At 31.2% G+C, this 24,452-nt stretch carries 18 protein-coding genes, 8 tRNA genes and 1 rRNA gene; 2 read left to right on the forward strand and 25 right to left on the reverse strand.

Features of this window, described 5'->3' with window-relative positions; all coding sequences use genetic code 4:
* Window positions 1-109: 109 nt before the first annotated feature.
* The 8 genes from EXC53_RS01880 to EXC53_RS01915 form a co-directional block, all read right to left on the reverse strand.
* The gene (locus EXC53_RS01880) at window positions 110-2,347 is read right to left on the reverse strand and encodes an alpha-amylase family glycosyl hydrolase (RefSeq protein ID WP_223214505.1); all 2,238 of its coding nucleotides are present in this window, start codon (window positions 2,345-2,347) and stop codon (window positions 110-112) included.
* A gap of 133 nt (window positions 2,348-2,480) precedes the next feature.
* Complete coding sequence (locus EXC53_RS01885; RefSeq protein ID WP_129724630.1) at window positions 2,481-3,104, reverse strand: hypothetical protein; 624 nt, start codon at window positions 3,102-3,104, stop codon at window positions 2,481-2,483.
* 65 nt (window positions 3,105-3,169) lie between these two features.
* A complete protein-coding gene (gene pyk / locus EXC53_RS01890) occupies window positions 3,170-4,609 on the reverse strand; it encodes a pyruvate kinase (RefSeq protein WP_119571936.1) in 1,440 nt (479 codons plus the stop codon).
* Between the two features lie 143 nt (window positions 4,610-4,752).
* A complete protein-coding gene (locus EXC53_RS01895) occupies window positions 4,753-5,697 on the reverse strand; it encodes an MAG1430 family protein (RefSeq protein ID WP_119571937.1) in 945 nt (314 codons plus the stop codon).
* Entirely contained in the window at window positions 5,681-6,274 is a 594-nt protein-coding gene (gene yihA, locus EXC53_RS01900; protein WP_119571938.1) for a ribosome biogenesis GTP-binding protein YihA/YsxC, read from the reverse strand. The genes EXC53_RS01895 and yihA overlap by 17 nt, the downstream gene beginning before the upstream one ends.
* 107 nt (window positions 6,275-6,381) lie before the next feature.
* A complete protein-coding gene (locus EXC53_RS01905; protein WP_119571939.1) occupies window positions 6,382-7,590 on the reverse strand; it encodes an acetate/propionate family kinase in 1,209 nt (402 codons plus the stop codon).
* Between the two features lie 135 nt (window positions 7,591-7,725).
* Window positions 7,726-8,796, reverse strand: a complete 1,071-nt coding sequence (locus EXC53_RS01910) for an aquaporin (RefSeq protein WP_119571940.1) — start codon at window positions 8,794-8,796, stop codon at window positions 7,726-7,728.
* Window positions 8,789-9,826, reverse strand: coding sequence for a 2-hydroxyacid dehydrogenase (locus EXC53_RS01915; protein WP_119571941.1), 1,038 nt, complete (start codon window positions 9,824-9,826; stop codon window positions 8,789-8,791). The genes EXC53_RS01910 and EXC53_RS01915 overlap by 8 nt, the downstream gene beginning before the upstream one ends.
* Before the next feature lie 184 nt (window positions 9,827-10,010).
* On the opposite strand from EXC53_RS01915, the gene EXC53_RS01920 reads away from it, so the two are divergent.
* A complete protein-coding gene (locus tag EXC53_RS01920) occupies window positions 10,011-10,739 on the forward strand; it encodes a DNA-processing protein DprA (RefSeq protein WP_119571942.1) in 729 nt (242 codons plus the stop codon).
* Window positions 10,740-10,768: 29 nt separating this feature from the next.
* Here EXC53_RS01920 and rpmA read toward each other — a convergent pair whose 3' ends face one another.
* The 15 genes from rpmA to EXC53_RS01995 all read right to left on the reverse strand — a co-directional run bounded on the left by rpmA (window position 10,769) and on the right by EXC53_RS01995 (window position 18,068).
* Window positions 10,769-11,029, reverse strand: a complete 261-nt coding sequence (gene rpmA, locus EXC53_RS01925) for a 50S ribosomal protein L27 (protein ID WP_119571943.1) — start codon at window positions 11,027-11,029, stop codon at window positions 10,769-10,771.
* A 7-nt stretch (window positions 11,030-11,036) separates the two neighbouring features.
* Complete coding sequence (gene rplU, locus EXC53_RS01930) at window positions 11,037-11,336, reverse strand: 50S ribosomal protein L21 (protein WP_119571944.1); 300 nt, start codon at window positions 11,334-11,336, stop codon at window positions 11,037-11,039.
* A 155-nt stretch (window positions 11,337-11,491) separates the two neighbouring features.
* The gene (locus tag EXC53_RS01935) at window positions 11,492-11,737 is read right to left on the reverse strand and encodes a hypothetical protein (RefSeq protein ID WP_119571945.1); all 246 of its coding nucleotides are present in this window, start codon (window positions 11,735-11,737) and stop codon (window positions 11,492-11,494) included.
* 56 nt (window positions 11,738-11,793) lie between these two features.
* Window positions 11,794-13,278 (reverse strand): YitT family protein, encoded by a 1,485-nt coding sequence (locus EXC53_RS01940; RefSeq protein WP_223214506.1) that lies wholly within the window; start codon window positions 13,276-13,278, stop codon window positions 11,794-11,796.
* 95 nt (window positions 13,279-13,373) lie between these two features.
* On the reverse strand, window positions 13,374-14,063 hold the full coding sequence (locus tag EXC53_RS01945; protein WP_119571946.1) for a signal peptidase II: 690 nt from the start codon (window positions 14,061-14,063) through the stop codon (window positions 13,374-13,376).
* Between the two features lie 23 nt (window positions 14,064-14,086).
* A complete protein-coding gene (gene ileS / locus EXC53_RS01950) occupies window positions 14,087-16,747 on the reverse strand; it encodes an isoleucine--tRNA ligase (protein WP_119571947.1) in 2,661 nt (886 codons plus the stop codon).
* Window positions 16,748-16,756: 9 nt separating this feature from the next.
* A complete protein-coding gene (locus tag EXC53_RS01955) occupies window positions 16,757-17,263 on the reverse strand; it encodes a hypothetical protein (protein ID WP_119571948.1) in 507 nt (168 codons plus the stop codon).
* Between the two features lie 79 nt (window positions 17,264-17,342).
* Window positions 17,343-17,418, reverse strand: a tRNA-Phe gene (locus tag EXC53_RS01960).
* 4 nt (window positions 17,419-17,422) lie between these two features.
* Window positions 17,423-17,499 (reverse strand) — tRNA-Asp (locus EXC53_RS01965).
* 3 nt (window positions 17,500-17,502) lie between these two features.
* A tRNA-Met gene (locus tag EXC53_RS01970) sits at window positions 17,503-17,578 on the reverse strand.
* A gap of 37 nt (window positions 17,579-17,615) precedes the next feature.
* Window positions 17,616-17,706 (reverse strand) — tRNA-Ser (locus EXC53_RS01975).
* A 1-nt stretch (window position 17,707) separates the two neighbouring features.
* A tRNA-Ile gene (locus EXC53_RS01980) sits at window positions 17,708-17,783 on the reverse strand.
* Between the two features lie 44 nt (window positions 17,784-17,827).
* Window positions 17,828-17,904: transfer RNA gene (locus EXC53_RS01985), tRNA-Met, on the reverse strand.
* Between the two features lie 4 nt (window positions 17,905-17,908).
* Window positions 17,909-17,985 (reverse strand) — tRNA-Ala (locus tag EXC53_RS01990).
* Window positions 17,986-17,991: 6 nt separating this feature from the next.
* Window positions 17,992-18,068, reverse strand: a tRNA-Pro gene (locus tag EXC53_RS01995).
* Between the two features lie 887 nt (window positions 18,069-18,955).
* Between EXC53_RS01995 and EXC53_RS02000 the strand changes: the two genes are divergently transcribed.
* Window positions 18,956-20,644: an IS1634 family transposase gene (locus EXC53_RS02000; RefSeq protein WP_129724600.1), complete on the forward strand. Its 1,689-nt coding sequence runs from the start codon at window positions 18,956-18,958 to the stop codon at window positions 20,642-20,644.
* Between the two features lie 123 nt (window positions 20,645-20,767).
* Here EXC53_RS02000 and EXC53_RS02005 read toward each other — a convergent pair whose 3' ends face one another.
* Window positions 20,768-21,127 (reverse strand): hypothetical protein, encoded by a 360-nt coding sequence (locus tag EXC53_RS02005; RefSeq protein WP_129724634.1) that lies wholly within the window; start codon window positions 21,125-21,127, stop codon window positions 20,768-20,770.
* A 344-nt stretch (window positions 21,128-21,471) separates the two neighbouring features.
* Window positions 21,472-24,360 (reverse strand): 23S ribosomal RNA (locus tag EXC53_RS02010).
* Between the last annotated feature and the right edge of the window lie 92 nt (window positions 24,361-24,452).

The raw sequence follows: 24,452 nt of genomic DNA on the forward strand, positions 1-24,452 counted from the left end.
AAGTACTACTTTAATTTATTTTTATTCAAAAAGATAAAAAAATGACTATAAATCTCTCAAAAATAAGAGTTTTATAGTCATTTTTAGTTTTTTAGTTAGAAAAATAGTTTTATTTCCCTTTGATTAAAAACACACCATAAAATCCATCAGAATTGTTACTAATTTTTTGTCCCGAAAGAGAAAGATTGTGATTTAGTAAGATTTTTTCAATTTGATAATTGGGTTTTAAAACTAAATTTCCAAGTCCACCTGTTTGTTTATAACCGTAAAAATAAACAAGATAACTACCGTCTAAATTGTTTCTGACAGTAATTTTTCGAGACTGAAATGAATCTAGATTTTCAAATAAATCTAAAGGATCGACAATGTAAGAAACTTTTTGTTCACGAACAGCAGGGAAATTTTTCCGGATTACGGCTAATTTGCTTACTAAGTTAAAACCACTAGTTTCGTCGTTAATCATTTTTTCAACACTTGGCATTCCTTCGCTAGCTCTTTTAGCAATTAAGTCTCCACTTTTAGCTTCAAAGAAATAAACTTGCTTGCTCGAATCATCTCATTTGAAAGCTTCACGAATATTATAATCTCCATTCCCTTCCCCGTGTTGTGGTCCACCTTGCATATAAAGTTCATTTCCGTCATATAAAATTGGTAGTCCACCTCTTGAAAGTAAGCTCACAAGTGCATAATTCATAGCATCAATTTCATTGTTTGTTAAAACATTTGCTTGATTTGTTACAGGTGTTTGAATAACATTTCATTTAACTTCATTAATTCATCTTTCAACATCATGGTTATCCAAAAACGGCATTCAGTTCGAATGTTTCTCGTTCAATGATTTGATTAAATTTTCTTCATCTTTTGGCAAGATAAATACTTCTTGATATTTTTGACCGAATTGATTTACATTATTCTTTTGTTTATAATGCTCGCCATCAATTACGCTACCTAAAGCTTTTTGTCCTAAATAATCAAAATATTTAAATCCACTAAGTGGGTTACCTCATCATTCACCAAACATTAAAAATTCATCGTCCGAAGAACTAATTTGAGCTTCTTTTCGTTTTAAAATTCCTTGATTTGCTTTCATTCTTCATTCGTTCATTAATTTTTGAGTCTTAATCGGGAAGGTTTGATTTTCACCTTGTTTATGTGAATTGTAATTGTCATAAATATGATAAAAAGCATCATATCGAAACCCATCAACTCCTTTAGTTGCTCAAAACTTATGAATTGCGTCAATTTCTTTTCTTACTTCTAAATTATCTAAATTTAAGTCAGGCATACCAGCTCAAAATTTAGCAGTTCAAGCTTTATGGAAAAGAGGTCTAGATGAATTAACATGATTATAAAGTCCTCTTAATCACGGATCATCTCGTTGCTCTGTGTTGTTTTCTCTCTGATCAGAGTAAACATCATAAAAATGATAATAGTTTTGATATTTAAGATCACCAGCTAATGCTTTTTGAAATCAAGGATGTTCATACGAAGTATGGTTGAAAGGCACATCCATAATTACTCTAATTCCAAGCGAGTGAGCTTTCGTTAAAAAGTTATCAAAAGCATCCATCCCTCCTAATTCCGGTGCAATATCGGTGTAATCAATCACATCATAACCATGATAACTACTTGATGGAAACGCTGGCGAAAGATAAAGAGTGTCAACGCCTAATTTTGCAAAGTAATCTAAATTTTCAGTAAGTCCTATAAAATCACCAATACCATCGTTATTACCGTCAGCAAATGAATAAACAGTTAATTGATACATTAAATTGCTTTTTGAAAGATTATTATTAAAGGGAGCAATTGGTAAAACATTTTTCGAATCTTCGAGATAAGATGTTTTATTCAATTTAATCAAAGGAGTAAAAAAACTAGAACCTCATTTTTGAAATTCTTTGTTAATTGGCTTAACACTTTCTAGATCATGGTACTGCATTATGGGTTTAGGATCCGGATATCTTAATGCTAACTTTTGGTTTAAATAAATTGCTTTTGATAAAGTGTCACTAATTGTTTGTTTTGATAAACTTTCGGAAATTGTTTCTAAAAATTTAGTCTTATAGTCTTCTGTTAAGTTTGTTAATTTTTTGATTTTTTCAATTGTTTCATTTTTATAATCTTGAATTTGTAAAATACGAATTTTTAACATAATTGATAGTTCTAATTCTCTTTTTTGATCTTCGTTTGTGACATTTGCAAGTTTGGGCTCAAATTTTTCTTGTTCCAAATAAGGTAGTTTATAAATGAGATTTAATAACTCTTTTTGAAATTCATTATTTGGAAGAAAATTAATTTTTTGATCTTGCTCATTTGCTTTTGATACTTTAGAGACACACGAAAACATTGGTAAGGGTAAAACTGCAAGAGTTAATAAGGAGCAAAGTTTATGATATTTCATATTTAAATTTTATTATTTATAAGCTCAATCAGTGAATATAAAAAAGAAACTTGCTATTTAGATTTGATTAAGCAAGTTTCTATTTTTGGGCTTTTTTGTTATTTTGATATTTTTTAATTTGTTTTGCTCCGTAGTAAATTCCGACCCCTAAGATTGCAATAGCTAACATTGAATACCCTAAAACAGAACGAATTGGAAAACCCTCTTGTTTCACATAATATTTAATTTGAAAATAAGCATCTTGTAAATTTTTGTGTAGGGATTTGATTTCTTCCAAGTTTTGACTAATTCCAAAATAAGAGGATTCTTCTGTAGTTACTAAATTAGATTCATTAAAAAGATTAATTGCTCGACTAATTTGTTCTTTTTGAATTTGTGAAGCAAATTTGTAATTAACTTCTTTTTCAATATTTAAAAGAAGGTTGTGATAATGAAAAAGTGAACAATAGTAATTTTCTAAATTTTGAATTTTAGTTGAAAATTGAGCAAAACTCTCTTTGGTTGTAATGTTATTTAATTCTTCTTGTAATTGATTTTTTAAAATAGATGATAGATGTTGATAATTTGCAAGCTTCTTAACTTCTAGTTCTTTAATTTGTCCGAGTTCCTGAGTTGTAACTGCACAAGAATTAATTCAAATAGGACTTAAAATTAAACTAGAAGTTAATGGTAAAAGTTTAATCAAATTCTTCAAAAATTTCATATTCTTATTATATCAAGCTTTAAAAAAGAAAAACATCAAAGCATGCTTTGATGTTATCTTTGAAATTATTTAACAACGTGTTCTGTCATTTTTTCGTTTTCAACAACTAAAATTTTATCACCTGATTGAATTCCATATGGTGCTAAAGCTTCAATTGCTCTTGAATGATCCGCTTTAACAAGCGGGAATAAAGCAGCTGAATCTAAAGAAGTAAATACTGATGAGTAAATTCCGAATCCTTTAATCATTCTTTGGTCTTCTAAAATACCAATAATTGTTGTGTTTGGACGGAACTTAGCAATTTGTTTAAGTAATTGACCTGTTCTTGAAAGAACTACAACAAATTTGTATTCTCCATCAATTGCATTTCTAGCAATTTCGTAAGCAATTTTAGTTCTTTTATCTGTTTGATCTGAGTTTTCTCAAACTTTTTCTAATTGAATTGGGTAGTAGTTTCTTCCGTAGAATTCTTTTTCAGCTCTTTTTGAAATTGAAGTCATTGTTTTAACTGATTCTAATGGGAAGTTTCCGTTTGCACTTTCTCCTGAAAGCATTGTTGAATCAGCTCCAAGTTCTACTGCGTAGTAAACATCTGTTACTTCTGCACGAGTAGGGTGTGGTGCATTTTCCATTGAGTCTAACATTTGTGTTGCAACAATAACTGGTTTTCCTGCTTCACGACATTTTCTAATCATTTTCTTTTGATAGTAAGGCACATCGTAGTATGGAATTTCAAGTCCTAAGTCACCACGAGCAACCATAATAGCATCTGATGCTTCAATGATTTCTTCAATGTTTTGACAACCTAAATGAGATTCAATTTTTGAAATAATTTGAACGTGTTCTCCACCATTTTCATTAAGAAGTTGTCTAAGTTCATTAACATTTCTTGCTGAATTAACAAAAGATGCAGCAACAAAGTTGATCCCTTCTTTAATACCAAATTTAACATCGTTAATATCTTTTTCAGCTAAGAATGGTAATGTAAAGTCAACCCCTGGAAGGTTAATACGTTTGTTTGTTTTTAATTTATGTGTGTTTTCTGCTTTAACTTTTACGTAACCTTTGCTTCTATTTACTTCTGTAACAACAGTAGAAAGTTTACCATCATCAAGTAAAACTTGATTGCCTACAACTAAATCTTGTGACATGTCGTAAGCAACAGAAATTTCTGTTGATGTTCCTTCTAAGTTTTCGAAAGCTTCTTTTGTTGTGTGGATCAATACTTCTGATCCTGCTTGCACAACTTGAGCTCCATCTTTCATTTTTCCAACACGAATTTCAGGACCTTTTGTATCTAAAAGTAATGATACTGGGATTCTAAGTTCTTGTGAAACTTTTTTAGCTAATGTAAATTTGTTTCCTTGTTCTTCGTGTGAACCATGTGAAAAGTTTGCTCTAATACATGTTACACCGTTTTCTACTAATGCTTTAAGCATATCGTAGTTATCACTTGATGGACCAATTGTAGCAACTAATTTAGTTCTTTTATCTGCAATTTTCATTTAAGACTCCTATGTTTTAATTAAAATAAAAATATTTATTATGTTTAACATCATTATTTTAACATTAAGAAATAAAAAAAGGATTTGAAATCCTTTTTTTATTGCTCAGAAATGGAAATAATAACATTTTGCAAAAAACTTTCTTAATTAGACTCAAAACTAAAAACAAATTGTGGTGGAGTATATGTTGCTTGTAAAACGCTTTGTTTAGCAATAAGATCTTTAGGAGTAGCTGCTGCAACTTCAATATTATAAGGAACAATTAAATTTGCTAGCAATTGGCCTTGTGCATTTTTTGTTAAATTAACTTGTAAGGTATCATAAGCAACGCTTGTTCCAACAGTCCCTTGGAAGTTAAAGATTTTTTTCAAGAAGGCTGTTTTTTCATTTAAATCATTCTGTTTAGAAGTATATTCATTAATTACTTGATCAGCATTTGTGTAACCCAAAAGTGCTGTTTTATTTAATGATACTTCCATATCTGCGGATTCATAATAACTTGCACCATTTTCAGCATTAGATTGGTTAACTTTGGCAAACCCTTCAAGAGTAAAAACTTTTTCAAAAATAGTTTTCGAACTGCTACCTTCTGTAATTCAAAGTCTTAATAACAATTTTCCTTCAACATCATTTGCATAAGATCTAAAGTTTACTTTGTAATTATCTTTGGTTAAAATTTTACCGTCTTTTAAAGTAACTCTATTTTCTAAAAGAATGTTAGCTGGATGGTTTTTAATTGGATCGTATAAATAAAATTCTTGTTCTTTGATTTGTTTGCTATTTTTTAATTTTGGAGAAATTAAAATTTTTCTTCAATCTCGATCATAATTTTGTGAAAAAGATTCAATTTGTGAAGAATAAAGACGATCATTAAAGTGAACAAATTTGGAAGCTAAAATTTGATTTCTTGGTTGGTTTGGATTGTCGTTATAAAAAAGTTGTAGGCGATTAGCTGCTTCTTCAAATGATTCTGATTTTCGTGAAGAAGTAATTCCAAAATAAGTTCCACAAATTGCTCCGGCAGTAATTGCTCCACCACCTAAAATTAAAGCAGTTGTTAATAATGTTTTTTTAAGCTGCACTTTCATCTTTTCCTCCTAATACATCATTAATATATAAAGTTAATTCATTAATTCCGAAATTTGTTTCACTTGAAACAATAAAATACTGAGTAAAACCAAAACGCTTAGAATCTATTTTGATTTTTTTAGCTAAAGCTGATTTGTCTTTTTGTTTGAGCTTGTCAGCTTTTGTAAAAACCAAAGTAAAAGCTTGGTTGATTTGGTTTAAATAATCTAAAATCTCCTCATCGGTTTTGGTAATTCCGTGTCGAGCGTCAATTAAAACAAATAGTCTTTTTAAATTTTGTCTTTTAAGTAAGTATTCATTAATCATGTCGAGCATTTTGAGTTTTTGGCTGTTTGATATTTTAGCATAACCATAACCTGGCAAATCAACAATCACTGCTCCGTATTCATTTTCAAAGAAATTTAAAAGTTGAGTTCTTCCGGGTGTTTTGGATACTCTTGCAAGACTCCTAGTTCCTGTAATTGCATTAAGTAAACTACTTTTTCCGACATTAGAGCGTCCCCAAAAAGCAATTTCGTAATTTGGGTGCTCATACCAATTGTCTAAATTAGTTGATGACTTAATGAACTTAAACATATTTTCCCCTTACTCAAAATAATTTCTTAAAATAACTTTACTTAAATTTTATTACAATCTCAAAAATTTAAAAATTAATAAGAGCAAACAAAAAAACCAAATGGCTTTTATTGTTCATTAATTTTAATTGCATTTCTTGCAATAACAAGTTCTTCATTAGTTGGAATTACATACACTGGAATTTCACTATTTGGTGTACTAATAAGTTCTGGATGTCCAAATCTTTGCATATTCTTTTGTTCATCAATTTCGATGTGTTTAAAGAAAAGTTTTTTAATTGTTCTCACTCTTACTTCATAATCATTTTCACCAATTCCCGCAGTAAAGACTAACGCATCTAATTTCCCGCCTAACTTATTAGCATAAATAGCAACATAATCTGCGATTTTTTGAGTATAAAGTTCAAGAGCAAAATCAGCTTGTTGATTGCCTTCATCAATTGCATTTTGAATATCACGCATATCACTTGATATTCCTGATACACCTAAAACACCACTTTTCTTGTTTAAAAGATCTGTAAACTCATCAATTGTAAGGTTCATTTGCTTCATGAGAAATTGGTGAATTGAAGGATCAATATCACCGCTTCTTGTTCCCATCATCACACCAGCTAATGGTGTAAGACCCATTGAAGTATCAAATGATTGCGAATCTTTAACCGCACAAAGACTTGCTCCATTTCCTAGGTGCATATTCACAAAAGTTACTTTTTCTTTACCTAAAATCTCTGCTAATTTACCTGTAATGTATTCATGACTAATTCCGTGAGCTCCATATTTTTTCACTTTGTATTTTTCACTAAGTTCATATGGAATTGGATAAGTAGAGTTTAACTTATTAAGTGTGGTATGGAAAGCTGTATCAAAGTCAGCACTTAATTTTGCTTTTGGAAAGACTTTTTGAAATCCTTTAATTGACATAATTGCACCTGGGTTATGTAATGGTGCATACATTGAGCATTCATCAATTTTAGCAAGTACTTCACTATCAATTTTAGTTGTTGATTTGAAGTAATCACCACCTTGTACAATTCTAAAACCAATGTAAACAATTTCTTCTTTATCTTTAATTAATTCTAATTCAGCCATTAAATGAGCAATTTCTTCAACAGCTACTTGGTGGTTTTCTAAAACTACTTCTTTGCTAAATTTCTTTTCAAAATCCTCTTTAATCACTTTAATTGATAAATTACCTTGAGCTAAACCAATTCTTTCAGCAATTCCGCTCGCAAGTAATGCTAAATCATGCTTTCTAAATAAGCTCATTTTAATTGAGCTACTTCCTGCGTTAATAACTAAGACTTTTTCCTGAGTCATAAAATCTCCTTGCTAATTAAAAACTAATTAAATAGTTAATAATTCTTATTTTATTATTTTTTAAAGAAATAGGTTCGTTTTGGTAATTTTTCCATATTTTCTAAAAATAAAAAAACGGAAAATTCCGTTTTTAAATTATTTTTGATTAGATCTAGGTGTTTCCATGTTTAATGCTTTGTAATTTTTGTATCCAATAATTGAGACAATTGCTGGGTTAATGTATTTTTCTGTAATTCCTTGAACAAATAAATAGAAAAATGGTGCAGCTAAATCTCCTAAAATCATAGCAGCTGTTGCAATAACAACACTACTATAAACATGTTTGTTTGCAATTACTTGTAAAGCTGATTGCCCTGTATCTGTTGCAGAAGATTCTCCAAAAAACTTGACATAGTCTTTTAAGTGTGCATGTGCAAGAATTGCACTATCATTTTGTCCACCATGGAAAAATAATGTTGAAGCTTGTTGTGCGAAACCTCTAGCTGGGTTAATTGCAGCTGTTCCACCTAAAATTCCCATTCAAACTGAGAATGAAATAATTGTCATAATAAATAAATCACGATATTTATTATTGATGTTTGGTGAAAAAATTGGAAGTAATAAAACAGAAGTCATTACCATCTCAACAAAAAAGATTCATGTTCCACCTTTTGCAATTGAAGGTGTCCCCTTAACTGGTTCAAATGCTTTTGCTGCTGATGAAAGTGCATCAATTGGAGCATTTGAAAGAACTTGTACTTTTTGTCCTGCAACTTCAATTGTTGGAGCTGTTAAAAGTCCTACTCCATGAATAATAAGTCCAGCAGTAATTGCTCCTAAAATTTGAATAAATAATTTATAACTTGCATAATATCCGTTATTTTTACCACTCAAATATCTATATAAAGTAACAGAAGGGTTTAAATCACAACTTCAACGTAAGAAGATAAATAAAACTGTTCCAACTGCTACAAAACCAGCAAAGAAACCTACGATAATTGGGTGCAATAAATATTCCTCAATAACCAAAGGTTTACCTTTATGACTTGAAACATAAATACTTAATCCCGCAAGAAATAATGAGATTAAAATTGTTCCAAAATATTCTGAAAGACCATGTACGATTCATGTTCTTAAATCTTTTGGTTTTTCTGCGTCTAATCTTTCTTCTTTTCTTAATTTAAAGAAAGAGAAAATTCCTGTTTTTTTCTGTAATGTCCTATCCATTTTTAATTTTTCCGTTCTCCATAATTCTTAATGCCTTTTCAAAGTCACCTTTTTGTGCTGCATCGGCATTTTCTAATGTTGTTTTAGCAATTTGTGTAAGTGCTAAATCTGTTAAGAAAGCTTGGTGTGATGTTACTAAAACATTATCCATTTCAATAAGTTCTTTTCAATCTGGGTCTAATTTTTTAAGATCTTCAATTCTTGCTGAAACATCTTCGTAAAATCTTCCTTCTTCTCTTTCAAGAACATCAGTTGCAATTCCACGAATTTTTCCTGATTTAAGTCCTTTAAGAACCGCTTTAATATCCATAATTTCACCACGAGCTGTATTAATTAAAATCACACCTGGTTTCATTACTTCGATTGCTGCATCATCAATTAAGTATCTTGTTGATGATAATAAAGGACAGTGGATTGAAATGAAATCACTTTGACTTAAAACTTCTGTCAATGAAGCTCATTCAAATCCAAATTTATCAGCTGTTTCTGGGAAATTTTCTTGTGCAAAAGCATCAAATACGATTACTCTTGCTCCTGTTGCTTTCGCAATTTTAATAAATGTTTGCCCAATTTTTCCAGATCCAATAACTCCGATTGTTGAGTTTCCTACACAAAGTCCATCAAGACCGTTTAATGAGAAGTTGTATTTTGAAACTCTATCGTGTGCTTTAATTAAATTTCTGTTTAAGCATAAAAGTCCGGCCATAGCAAATTCACCAATACTTTCAGCTGAGTAATTGAAAATTCTAAAAACTTCAATTCCTAATTCATTTGCTTTGGCAACATCAATTTTGTTGTATCCCATTGATCTTTGGAATCAAAATTTAACTCCCATTTTTTTAAGTACTTCTAAAATCACTTTGTCTCCGTATGTGTTAACAAAACCACACACAGCATCAAATCCTTTAGCTAATTTAACAGTATTTAAGTTTAAGTTTTCTTTAAAAAATGTAATTTCGTGTCTACCATCATTATATTTTTCGAAATATTTAATATCATAGTCTTTTGTATCAAAAAAAGCTATTTTCATGGTTGGTCTCCTAAGTATAAAATATTTAATTCTATTATGTTTTTAAATTATTATAAAGTTTTTATTTTTAATAAAACAAACACTTTCATTTACTACTAAAAAATATGGAATTATTACCAAAAAAGAAGTTTTCTTTTCGTTCTTTTTGAGAAAAAAATTATTTATTAAATGGAGAAAAATAATTATGAATAATTTACTTTTATATCTATCACATAGTTTTCAAGGCGATATTTTTAAAATACACAAGTGGCTTCAAGGTGATAATAAAATATCAAACCTAGAAGTTCAAAAAATTCAGGAAGAATATCGTAAGTTGGGGATTAAATTTCTCACTCCGCTTGATTGAAATTTTCCAATTAGTCTTTTTAATTCTAATTTTCCACCATTTGTGATTTTTTACTATGGCAATATTAAACTTCTCAATAAAGAAAAATTAATCAGTATTATTAATGAAATAGTTGATTTTAAAACAGATTTCTTTTTAAAACGAATCTTAAAAATTGATTTTAGTAAAACCGTACTTGTTGTTGGTAACTATAAAAAAAGTGAACAAAGATTAATTGACGAAGTTCGTAAGCGTAATGGTCAAATCATTCAAGTTTTAGCAGGTGGAATTGATCAAGTTTTAGATGCTGACCGGAACTGAGAAAATGAATTAGTTCTTTCAATTTTTCCAATTAAAACTCACCCACAAAGACATTATTTCAAGCAAGTTAATCACTTGATTGCAAGTATTTCCCAAAACTTAATTGTTATTTCTTCAATTAAAAATAGTAAGACACACAACCTTGTTAATGCATTTTTAAGTTATGGAAAACAAATTTATTGTTTCCCTGGTCTGAATATTGAAGATGGTAACACTCAATTACTTAAAGATGGAGCAACTTTGATTACGGATATTCATGAAATATAAAAAACACATCGCTTGATGTGTTTTTAATCTTATTTTACTCTTTCAGGGTATACTGAAACAAACTTTCTGTTTCTTCTGCATTCGTATTTTACATAACCATCGATTGTTGAGAATAAAGTATCATCTCCACCACGTCCAACATTTTGTCCTGGGAAAATTTTTGTTCCTCTTTGACGATAAATAATTGAACCTGCTGTACAGAATTGTCCGTCACCTAATTTAGCACCTAAACGTTTTGAATGTGAATCACGACCATTACGGGTAGATCCACCAGCTTTTGTCTTTGCCATTTTCTAATTAACCTTGAATTCCTGTGATTTTTACACGTGTATATGGTTGACGGTGACCAAGTTTTCTCTTGTGAGTTGACTTAGCATTGTGACGGTAAACGATGATTTTCTTTGCTTTCCCTTGTTTTTCGATAATTCCTGTAACTACTGCATTTTCTAAGTAAGGTTGTCCAATTTTTTGATCAACTAATAAAACTTTGTCAAATTTTACTTCTTGACCTTCTTCGCCTTCAATTTTTTCAACGAAGATTGTTTGACCTTTTTTAACTAAAAGTTGTTTCCCACCTGTTTCGATAATTGCTAACATGCAATACCTCCATTAAGTGGCTCGTCCTTGAGGTGCATATAATGCTTTAAACCTTTTTGGTACGGTTACTTGAAAGTAACATTTAGATTATAAAACTTTTATTTAAAAGACCAAACTTTCTTAATTATTTTTCAAGCCTTAAAATAAGCTTTTAACTAATCAAAAGTTGAAAAAGTTTCTAATGGTGCTTTCGTTTTTGAATCATTGAGTTGCCACTTATAAGAAACTAATTTATCTTTAATTTCACCTTGTGGAGCTAAAGAAGTTTTAATCAGTCCAATTAAAGGTGCAATTGCATTAGCAATTGCACCAATTCCTGTTGCAAGAGCAATTAGTGAAAATCCTACTGTTAAATCCTTATATTTTTCAGGACTAATTTTCGATAATTGTTCTAATTTCATATTTTACCTCCATTTAATAAATAAAAAATTAAACAAAAAAAGCACAAAAAGTGCTTTTATTCAACATATGTTGTATTAAATTTACCCGTAACACGATCGACTTTTGTTTCTGAAATTCAAACATTTTGATCGATTAATTTTAAATCATCACTTAAATTTTTAGCTTCCATTAAAAGAATAACTGTTTCGATTTTAAAGCCATATTTTCCTGTATAACCTGATTTAAAACGAACAATTCTATAACTATGTCAATAATTAATTAAATTGAAATAAGCAATAATTTTTTGAGGTTCGCTAGATATAATTGTCATTTTAATTTTCTTGTATTTTGGATAAAGTTTATTAACAACTAAGTTTGAAACTACAATGTAAGAGAAAGTTGAAATTTCTCTTACCCCAATAATTACACCATCTGGGTTAGGTTTAACGAATTTATAAATCACAAGGAAAATAATTGCTGTAAAAATTGCGACAATTGATAAAATATGTCCAACGCTTTTTTTAGTTTTTGATAAAAAGTAATAAGCCACAATATCTGTCCCACCTGTTGAACCGCCAGCTTTTCAAGATAAAGCAACTCCTGCACCAACAAAAATTGCTCCTAAAGCTCCATAAATAAGAACTGGTCAAGTTTTACCTGTATCGTATCAGTAAGCTAAGGTTTCAGTGTGTGATAATGATTCTTTATTAGTATTTGCAATTTCTAAAATTCGTGTTGCTAGGGTTTTAGCATTAACTCAAAAATTAGGATTTTCAATTTTAAAATCTTGAAGTTTAAATGCTAAATTTTCAAAAGCACTAGGATATTGATTTTGCAAACTCAATAAGAATTCACGATAATCATGAGCGTTAAAATGTGTATGAGAAAGTACTTTATCACCGTTTTGATCAAATGCTGCATAAAGATAATTTCGAACAGTTTCTGTGTCCATAGGAACAAGTTCAAGACGATGTAAAACAAAATTTTGAAGTGGTTGAATTTCTGTAAAAAGTAAATTGACCAAAATTTGAAAAATCATAAAAAGAACTGTCATTCATAGAAAACTACGCTTTAAATGTCTTCAAAAAATTAAAAAGAGTGGAATATTACATGCTAAATAAATCAAAGCAAATCATCTTTTTAATTGCGGAAAAATATATTGTAAAAGTGTTGGAATTCCGGTGACTCCTGATGGAATGGTATCCGCTCTACTTAAAAAAGTTTGAATCCCGAAGTTAAAAATTAAAGCTGCTGATAAAATAATTAAAATCCCTCTTCAATACTTCTTGAAAAAGATAGGCAAAGTTAGCTTGCATTTTTTGTTATTTGCAAGATATTTACCCATTTTAAATTTTAATCATTCAGTTTCTTTTGCAACATCAATTGCGGAAATTTCAGGTAGTTCTTTAGTTAGAACAACTTGTTCATTTGAATTAGTGACAATTAATTCTTTTTTAAATTTAATTGAGTTTCAAATTTTATATTTTTCAAATGCATTTTTAGATGAAAGAAGCTCTTTTTTAGTTGAATTTGGTTTTTTATCATCACTTGATTTAATCATGAAATAATTTTATATTAAATTTAAAAGTATTTTTTCAAAAATGCAAAAAAGCACAATCATTTGATTGTGCTTTGCAGTAAAAATTATTTTTATTCCTATTTATCTGATTCTTTTTCTTCACTTTTAACTTTAAGTCTTTTATTTTTCCAGTCAACAACAAGAAAAGCTGAAAAAATAGATCTAATAATAATTAAAATAACAGAAGTAAAAATAATAAAGTCTGCGAAATTAAAAGTCCCTAGTGGTTTTTGTAATCAATTTTCAAATCAACCACTATAAAATAAGTCTTTAACAAAACCATTGAAAATAAAACGATCAAGAGCATTACCAAATGCTCCTGCTGCTAAAATACCTAATAAAATAAGTAAATAGCTTGAGCGATGGAAAATTAAAATTGGTTTGAGAAATACTACAAGAATTAGAAAAATGCTTAAAACCTGAATAAATGGAATATTAACATTTTCTGGTAAAAAAGTTACTCCACGATGTCAAATAAAACGCAAATCAATTAATCAATTAGTGTGTAAATTCCCACCATAAGCTTTTTGATAAGGTCTAATAGTTTCTAAACTTGATTCAGAATCTTTTCATGGATTACCACCATGGTGGAAAAGAAATGTTTTTGTTAGTTGATCGATTAAGACAAAAAGAGTAAAAACACTCAATAAAATTAAATAATCTATTAGAATCTGTTTTCAATCAGATTTTAAGCGAGCATAGACTGCTTTAAAATAATTTTGAGTAGGTAAAATTAGATATTTATTCCAAAAAGAATTAAATTCCATAACTTCCCTCCTTTATCGAAAAATTAATTTTCAAGTTTTTGAATAATTTCATAACATGTAGGACAAAGATTGTCTTGAATTTGGTTAGCTTCAAAATGATTTCAACAACGCTCACATTTAAGTGAATCAAATTTCGAAACAGCAAGCGAGCTTCCTTGTTCAATCTTTCCAACCATTAATAATGTTTTAAGATCTAAATTTGTTAAAAGATCAGAAGAACTTGCTAATGTTACCTTAGCTTCGTTTGAACGCTTAATTAGACCTTCCTTAATTTGATTTTCAATTAAAATATTAACTTGATCTCTTAAATCGAAGAATTCTTGATAACTAGCTATGAGTTCAAAATCAACAGTTTGCACTTTCGGAAAATCTTCAAGCATAACTGATTCAAATTTAGTTTCCTTAGCAAAATATGAATAAGCATCCTCGGCGGTGGTTGGTAAAATAGGTGCTAATGCAATAATTAAGAAATCAGTAATTTCATAAAGGTTAGCTAAAACCATTTGTCTTTCTAAATCATCAGTTGCTCGTACATAAAGAATGTCTTTTGTAACAGAAAGATAAAAACTAGATAAATCCACAACATAATTATTAATTAATTTCACAACATTGATAAATTTATATTCATCATAAGCTTTTGTTACGTTAAGAATTAACTCATTAAGTTTTTCTTTAATATACGCATGAATTCCTGTTCTTGGTTGCTCAGGATTATATTTATATTCATTTAAATTTCCTAAAAGGAATTTAATTGTATTACGAAGTTTACGATAAACTTCGGTATTTTGATCAAGAATTTCTTCTGAAATTGTTACATCATTTGTATACTCACTATTTGCAACTCATAAACGTAAAATGTCTGCTCCACGTTTTGAGATAACTTCTTGTGGGAGAATTGTATTACCTTTTGATTTAGACATTTTTTCACCTTTACCGTCTAAGGTAAATCCGTGTGAAATTAAGTTTTTATATGGGGTTACGCCTTTATAAGCAACTGAATTAATAATTGAAGAGTTAAATCATCCACGATATTGATCAACTCCTTCTAAATATAAATCATATGGTGATTCTAATTTTGGATCAATATCAACAGCAATTGACGATACACCTGAGTCAAATCAAACGTCCATAATATCCATTTCACGTGTGTAACCTAAGTTTCGATAAGCTTCTGGTAAAAGTTCATCTGTTTCTTTTTCTCATCAAATATCTGTTCCATATTGTTGAACTAAGTTTATTACATAATCAAAAATTTCTTCTTTAATAACTGGATTTTTATCTTGATCATAGAAAATGATAATTGGTACACCTCAAGTTCTTTGACGTGAAATAGTTCAATCATGACGATTTTCAATCATTTGTAATAAACGTGCTTTTGCTCATTCTGGGTAAGTTGTTACGTTTGATTCAATTTGTTCTAAAATCTTACTTCTAATTTGATCAATTGATACAAATCATTGTGGTGTTCCACGGAAAATAATTGGTTTGTGAGTTCTTCAATCATGTGGATATGAGTGTTTAAAACGCTCAAAATGCAACATATTTGTTCCTAAAAATTCTGAAATAGGTTTATTAGCATCTTCATAAAAAAGACCGTCAAATTGAGTATTTGAATTTTCAACAAAACCTGTATCACTAATATGCATAATCATGTTTAGTTTATGTTTAAGACCGATTTGAAAGTCATCTTCACCAAATAAAGGAGCAATATGGACTAAACCTGTTCCGCTTTCAGATGTAACATGGTGTCCTAAAACAACAGGTGCTTCAAGATGTGTGATTGGTGTGTAATAATTAACATCGTGTAAATCTTTTCCAAAAAATGTATCGAGAATAATTGGATTTTCTCAAGCTAATTTTGTTTTCACTTGTTCAAATAAATCACCAGCCAATACATATCTTTGAGCATTAACTTCAACAATTAAATATTCCAAATTCTCACCTAAAGCAACTCCGGCATTAGCAATTAAAGTTCAAGGTGTTGTGGTTCAAATAATTAATTTATCCCCTTTTTGAAGCTTATCAAATTTTGAATTAGCCACTTCAAAAGCAACATAAATTGAAGGACTGACTACATCTTGATATTCTACTTCTGCTTCTGCAAGAGCACTTTGACTACTTGGAGATCAATAAACTGGTTTAAGACCTTTGTAAACAAGACCATCTAAAACCATTTTTTTGAAAACTTCAAGTTGTTTTGCTTCATAATTTTTGTCAAGAGTAATATAAATTTTTTCAAGATCTGAAAATAATTGTAAAGTTGCAAATTCTTTCTTTTGATTTTCAACTTGTTTTAAAGCATATTTTGCAGCCTTTTTACGTAAAATGATTGGAGTTAATTCATCTTTGCTAAGTTTTGCCTCTAAAAGCATTTTGTGCTCAATTGGTAAACCATGTGTATCTCAACCTGCTACAAAAGGTGAGTAAAAACCTTTTAAAGATTTATATCTTACGATAATATCTTTTAAAACTTTATTCATCGCATGACCAACATGAATACTTCCGTTGGCGTATGGTGGACCATCATGTAAAATGAAACTTGTATTATTAGCATTTTTTGCAAGAACTTTTTTATAAATTTGATTATCTAATCAAGCTTTTCTGAAATTAGGTTCTTTTTGAATTAAATTTGCTCGCATATCAAAGCCTGTTTTAGGCATATTTAAAGTCTTTTTGTAATCCATAATTCTCCTCTATTTAATATTTGGATTTTTCACAATAATAATCGTTGGACGATTGCTTGCGGGATGGCAATGACCAAAATGACAAAATGGTTCATTGCTATAAGGTAATTCTTTTAAATTTTGTAATGTATATCTTCTAGGTACTTTATCGTTTAAAAATTCACTTGTTCAAAGATACTTAAAAATAGCTTCATTTGTCCCTGTTGTAAATTCTATTTCTAATAGTTGACCATTTAATTTAGCTTTTTTACCATTTATAATCACTTCTTGTTCAAAGATATTTCAATTAATATAATGATTTGCAATTAAATCATCAATCGTAAAATTTTGCAAACTTTGATTTATAGGTAAATTGATTTTAGGTTGAAAATTCACCAATTGTTTAGTTGCTAATTGCATTTTCTCAAGGGTATCAATTTTCATACTATTTTGAGTGGTATTAACACAAGAAGGAATAAATAAAAATGTAGTATTTACTATCCCAAATAAAAATTTAATTTTTCTTTTCTTTAACATTTTTATAATTATATAAAAAATAAAAAAATTACTCTATTTTATTAACAACAAGTAGCTAACAAAATAGAGTAATTTTATATGGTGGCCCCGGCAGGAATCGAACCAGCGACACACAGAGCTTCAATCTGTTGCTCTACCAACTGAGCTACAGGGCCATAATGGCGGTCCAGACGGGGATCGAACCCGCGTTCTCCTCCGTGACAGGGAGGCGTATTAAACCACTTTACCACTGGACCATTTGGTTGCGGAGGCAGGACTTGAACCTACGACCTTCGGGTTATGAGCCCGACGAGCTGCCGACTGCTCCACTCCGCTATGTTTATCTATTATTCAAGTACCTGTTATGATTTCATGGCGGGTGATGAGGGATTTGAACCCCCGCGGGCCGTGAAGCCCCTGCTAGTTTTCAAGACTAGTCCCTTCAGCCTCTTGGGTAATCACCCATGGTGGACCCAACAGGATTCGAACCTGTAACCGACCGGTTATGAGCCGGTTGCTCTAACCGTTGAGCTATAGGTCCGCTCACTTGAAAAAATAATAGATTAAATTTCTAAAATAATTTGTTGGTAGCACCGAAGAGAGTCGAACTCTTGACCTTCCGGGTATGAACCGGATGCTCTAACCAACTGAGCTACAGTGCCATAATGGTGGAGAGTATGGGATTCGAACCCACCACCTCCTGCGTGCAAGGCAGGCGCTCTAGCCAAATGAGCTAACCCCCCATTAAATGGTGAAGAAGACAGGATTTGAACCTGCGACCACTACAGCCCAAATGTAGTGCTCTACCAAGCTGAGCTACTTCTCCACAAGCCTACTTTCTAGGCTATATTATTATACACTATTTTAAAAATTTACGAATACAATTCTATTAAATTAAAATTGTGTGTTTCGTGTAATTATTATAACACGAAAAAAGAATCTCAAAAATATTTTTATATTTTTTTAATCCTAAAAATATATTTCAAAAAAAATACAGATTAATTTCTGTATTTTTGAAGTTTAACTAACAAAAAGAGATTCTGATGTTTCATTGTTTTTTCGATTTTGGATTATCCATAAAATAAATATAAAAGAAGTGACAACTAAAGAACTAATAAAGAATGATCAACCAAAAACAAAAATGATTTTATAGACAAAAGTGTCTGTAGCTTTTATATTTATATGAGAGGGACAAGGGAGAGGGGGGTTTTCTGTAAATTCCAAAGACATCGGAACTACCCAAGGACATGTGGGATGTGTAAAATTTGAAACATAAAAATAACAAAGACTTATTAGACAAGAACCAATAAAGAATAAAATAAAAAGTAATATTGCTCAAAAAATTATTCTCTTCTTTCTTAAAAAAATAAGATCTCTATCGTAAAAAGGTGTTATTAATAAATTTTCGAAATTTCTCTTTAACTTATTATCTTTAAGAAAAGATAATTTCAATATAAATAAATATCAAAAACTTAAGAATGAAATAAGAAATAAAGAAAAAGTAGCTATATTTAATCATTTGTTTTCAACTTTAAAAATAAAAAAGACTAAAAGAGGAAATAAAGCAAAAATCAAAATGAAAAATATAACAAAGAAAATGTTAATTAAATAATTCCTGAGTTTCCAAGTTGGAAGCTCTTTTTTATACCTTTTACCTTATTACTTATATACATAGTATATAAGTACAATTTTTAATTATTTTAATTTTTTACAATGATTACAATGATAATAATGTATAATATAAATATGAGCAACTACATTTTGTATAAAAGAAAAAACCCAAAAGGGATTTACATTGCATTAGGAATATCAAAAGGATACGGTAAAGGGATTGGGAATTTAGTTGGATTAGGTTATTGAGAAGAAATTAAAGAAAAATATTCTCTGCAAAACATCGATGATTTAAAACCAATTGCTAGATTGGTTCCTGTTGGAGAAGATAAAATTGAAGTTAAAACCAAATTTTTCCAATTACTTAACCCAACATCTGTCGAAACAAATGTAAAAAACGTTGGTATTGAACTTATTTATAAAGTAATTAAAGAACTAGATTTATTTAAAGGATTACCTAAAACTAAACACAAATCTTTAGAAGAAGTATTAGAATTTATTGTTGCAACAAGAATAATTCAACCAAGAAGTTATATTTGTCAATACAAAAACAAAAATGATTTTTTACATAAGATAGATGTAAAAAAATCTTCAATTTATAACTATTTTGATACTTTTTTAGAATATAAAAATACAATTTTAGTCAATATTTATAACAAAATGCAAGAATTGACAACTAGAAACACAAAATTAATGCATTTTGATAATACAACTGTTTATTTTCAAAGTTTTTCAAGAGATGGTTTGAGACAAAGAGGTTTTTCTAAAGATGGAAAGCATGATGAAGATCAAATTGTTGTGGCTATGGCAGTTGATAATAATGGTATTCCTTTTCACTATAAAGTCTTCGAAGGAAATACTGGAGATTCTAAAACTCTTGTGAAATTTTTAATTGAAATGCAAAGAATTTACAAAACAAAAGACACAATAATAGTTGCTGATAAAGGTATTAGTCAAAATGCAAATTTAAGATATTTAGAACAAAAAGGATATAAATATATAGTACAGAAACGTATTGATATTCTTGGAAAAGAAGATAAAGCATTTATAGTAAATGATCAAGGGTTTGTTCAAGAAAATGATTATTTTACTAAATCTAGATTCGTCCAATCTGTTTGAGCTAAAAACAAAAATAAAAAAAGATATAGCGATACTTTTAGAAAACAATTTGTCTATTTTAGCCCTTCAAAACAAACTTTAGACAAAATAAAAAGACAAAATCTTATTAATAAATTGGAGAAAAAGTCTATTAACGGTGAATTGCCATTAAGTGCTTTGGTTCCTGAATATAAGAAAAAGTATATGGATGTAGATGGTAAAACAGTCGGAAGATTAAATATCGAAAAAATTAAAAAAGTAGCTAATGAAGATGGCTTTTATATGATTGAAACCAACATAACAAACATAGATTCAAAAGAAGCGAATGAAATATATAAGGGACAATGAAAAGTGGAAGAAGGTTTCAGAACCTTAAAATCAGCAATCGAAGTTAGGCCGATGTACGTTTATAAAGACGAGCATATTCAATCTCATGTATTTTTATGCTTTTTATCTCTAATTGTTTTGAAATATTGCATTTATAAATTAAAGAAATTTTATAAAGATAATGGAGAGATCCAAAAACTCACAATGAATATGTTTATAGATGCATTGAAACTTATAACAATCACAACAAAGACTGTGAATGGTAAAGTTGTAAGTGAAATCAAGAATAATTTAGACCCAGAACATAAGGAATTAAACAAAATATATAGTGATTTTCAATATGCAGTGGATGGTCTATCATTGTAATTTAAAAGTACAAAAAACGAATACGCCTTATTTGTAGGTGTATTCGTTTTTTTCTTCATTACAACTTGGAAACGCAGGAAAAATATAACAAAGAAAATGTTAATTAAATAATTCTTTTTCATTTTATCTATCTCCTTCTGTTTCGGTGAAAGCAATTTCTATTCCTTCAGGATTTATTTTATTGTTTTCTGAATTTCTTAAAATTCATGTATAAGTGTCATCTTTTTTAGTAATGAATTTTATGTATTCTATATTTTTATTAGAAGAATTAGAAGAAAAAACAATATTTCCACTAGAATCTTTTAATAAAAGATCAAAATTATGTATAAATTCCTTAGAATTTACAAAATTAGACTCTCAAGCAATTGCACCTCTAATTGTTCTGCCTTTTTTTACAAATTTTTTGCTAATTACATATTCATTATTATTTAAATGTATTTCTTGTCCAGCTTTTAAAAGTTTATTTTTATCTACAATTTTCATATATACTAAAGATCCAAATGCATTTTGCAATTTAGAATAATCAAAAGTACCTGCTCCATTTAAAGTTAAATTTTCATCAAGTTGATTTAAAAAGCTGATATTTGTTATATTAGTATATTTTGCACTTGAAAATGCAAATATTGAACCTAATAAAATAGGTATTAATAAAAAATTTTTTATTTTTTATTTTTTCTCCTTTTAATATAGTTTTTAATTATTTCACCAATATTATATTTAAAAAAACAAAATCAAAAAAAAAAAAAAAAAAACACCCTCTTGGGTGAAGTTCTTTCAAAACTGAATAGTAAATAATAATTCATTAAAATGTCTAAATATACATCCTAACTTTTAAACCTATCAATTTATTAGTAATGGTCAGCTAAATGTATTGCTACACGTACACTTCCATCCTATCAACCTCGTCGTCTACAAGGAATTTCAAGGGAATACTTATCTCTGAGGAGGCTTCCCGCTTAGATGCTTTCAGCGGTTATCCTTTCCGTACTTAGCTACCCAGCTATGCTCCTGGCGGAACAACTGGAACACCAGCGGTACGTCCACTCCGGTCCTCTCGTACTAAGAGCAGCTCTCATCAATATTCCAACGCCCACATCAGATAGGGACCGAACTGTCTCACGACGTTCTGAACCCAGCTCGCGTACCGCTTTAATTGGCGAACAGCCAAACCCTTGGAACCGACTCCAGCTCCAGGATGCGATGAGCCGACATCGAGGTGCCAAACCTTGCCGTCGATGTGATCTCTTGGGCAAGATAAGCCTGTTATCCCCAGGGTAACTTTTATCCGTTGAGCGACTGCCGTTCCATGACGTACAGCCGGATCACTAAGTCCTGCTTTCGCACCTGCTCGACTTGTAGGTCTCGCAGTCAAGCACACTTCTACCTTTGCGCTCTACATACGGTTTCTGACCGTATTGAGTGTACCTTTGAACGCCTCCGTTACCTTTTAGGAGGCGACCGCCCCAGTCAAACTACCCACCACGCACTGTCCCCCCACCGGATAACGGCGGCAGGTTAGAAACTCAACATACCAAGGGTGGTATTTCAAGGTCGACTCCATCAAGGCTAGCGCCTTGACTTCAAAGTCTCCCACCTATCCTACACATGTTAGGCCAAGTTCCAATACGAAGTTGTAGTAAAGCTCCATGGGGTCTTTTCGTCTTGATGCGGGTACCCAGCGTTTTCACTGGGACCATAATTTCACCGAGTCCATCGTTGAGACAGTTGAGAGATCATTGCGCCTTTCGTGCAGGTCAGTATTTAGCCGACAAGGAATTTCGCTACCTTAGGACCGTTATAGTTACGGCCGCCGTTCACCCGGGCTTCATTTCAACGCTTCGCATAAAGCTAACGCATCCACTTAACCTTCGGGCACTGGGCAGGCTTCACCCCCTATACATCACCTTGCGGTTTAGCAGAGAGCTGTGTTTTTGATAAACAGTTGCCCCTCACAATTTACTGTGGCCAACTTTAAGTTGGCGCCCCTTCTCGCGAACTTACGGGGTCATTTTGCAGAGTTCCTTAACGATGGTTTTCTCGCGCGCCTTAGAATACTCATCTTGGGAACGTGTGTCCGTTCTCGGTACAGGTACCAATTATTTTAAACGTTTAGAAGCTTTTCTTGGAAGCATGAAATCACATAATTCAAAACCGAAGTTCCTATGCATCGTAGATTCCGGTTATAGAGTACGCATTTAACTATACTCACCAGTCGCTACTTACCCCCAAATCCATTAATGGGTAATGCTATCCTTCTCCGTCACTCCATCACTAATAATAGGTAGTACAGGAATATTAACCTGTTGTCCATCGCATACGCTTTTCAGCCTCTGCTTAGGTCCTGACTAACCCTGGGTGGACGAACCTTCCCCAGGAAACCTTTCCCAATAGGCGTTGAGGATTCTCACCTCAAATCGTTACTCATACCGGCATTCTCACTTCTAAGCGCTCCACCAGTCCTCACGGTCTGACTTCGCCGCACTTAGAACGCTCCTCTAACGTACTTTCGTACCCGTAGCTTCGGTATCATGTTTTACTCCCGTTACATTATTGGCGCATGATCTCTTGACTAGTGAGCTATTACGCACTCTTTAAAGGGTGGCTGCTTCTAAGCCAACCTCCTAGTTGTTTATGAAATCACACAACCTTTCTGACTTAACATGATTTTGGGACCTTAGCTGACGATCTGGGTTGTTGCCCTCGCGAGCCGGGACGTTAGCACCCCGGTTCCGACTGCCTGATAATACACAATGGTATTCGGAGTTTGATTATAGTCAGTACCGCTAGGCGCGGCCATTCCATATTCAGTGCTCTACCACCAAAGTTTAACATCAGACGCTAGCCCTAAAGCTATTTCGAGGAGAACCAGCTATCTCCAAGTTCGATTGGAATTTCTCCACTATCCACAAGTCATCCGGGCACTTTTCAGCGTACTACGGTTCGGTCCTCCACTTGGGGTTAACCAAGCTTCAACCTGCTCATGGATAGATCACATGGTTTCGGGTATATGTCAACATACTAAACGCCCTATTAAGACTCGATTTCTCTACGGCTCCGTTTTTCTCCACTTAACCTCGCATGTTAACATAACTCGCCGGTCCATACTGCAAGATGTACGCCATCACTCATTAACGAGCTCTGACTAATTGTAAGTAAGCGGTTTCAGATTCTATTTCACTCCCCTCCCGGGGTTCTTTTCACCTTTCCCTCACGGTACTAGTTCACTATCGGTGTCTGGTTAGTATTTAGCCTTACCGGATGGTCCCGGCAGATTCAGACAGGGTTTCACGTGCCCCGCCCTACTCAGGATACTATCAGAAGTCCTTGCCATTTCGCATACGGGAGTATCACCCTCTATGCTTTAGTTTCCCAACTAATTCTGCTATAACAAAGATTTGTAACTTCATGTAGATAGTCCTACAACCCCAACTAATGTTGGTTTGGGCTCTTCCACTTTCGCTCGCCGCTACTAATGGAATCATTTTTTATTTTCTCTTCCTGTTGCTACTAAGATGTTTCAGTTCACAACGTGTCTCGCAAATACGACTATTTTATTCATCGTATAGCAACTAGAAATTACTCTAGTTAGGTTTCCCCATTCGGAAATCCCCGCTTCGTAGCTTATATCCAGCTCCACGAGGCTTATCGCAGGTAATCACGTCCTTCATCGACTTCCAGACCCAAGGCATCCACCACAAACTCTTACTTATTTAAAAGTTGACAATATTCGACCTATTGTTGATGTATATTCAAAGACATTTCAATAAATTATTACATTGTAATAATTACTCGGTATCAATCAAAACAA

Origin of the sequence: Mycoplasmopsis gallopavonis (assembly GCF_900660635.1) — a bacterium.
Taxonomy (GTDB): domain Bacteria; phylum Bacillota_I; class Bacilli_A; order Mycoplasmatales; family Metamycoplasmataceae; genus Mycoplasmopsis; species Mycoplasmopsis gallopavonis.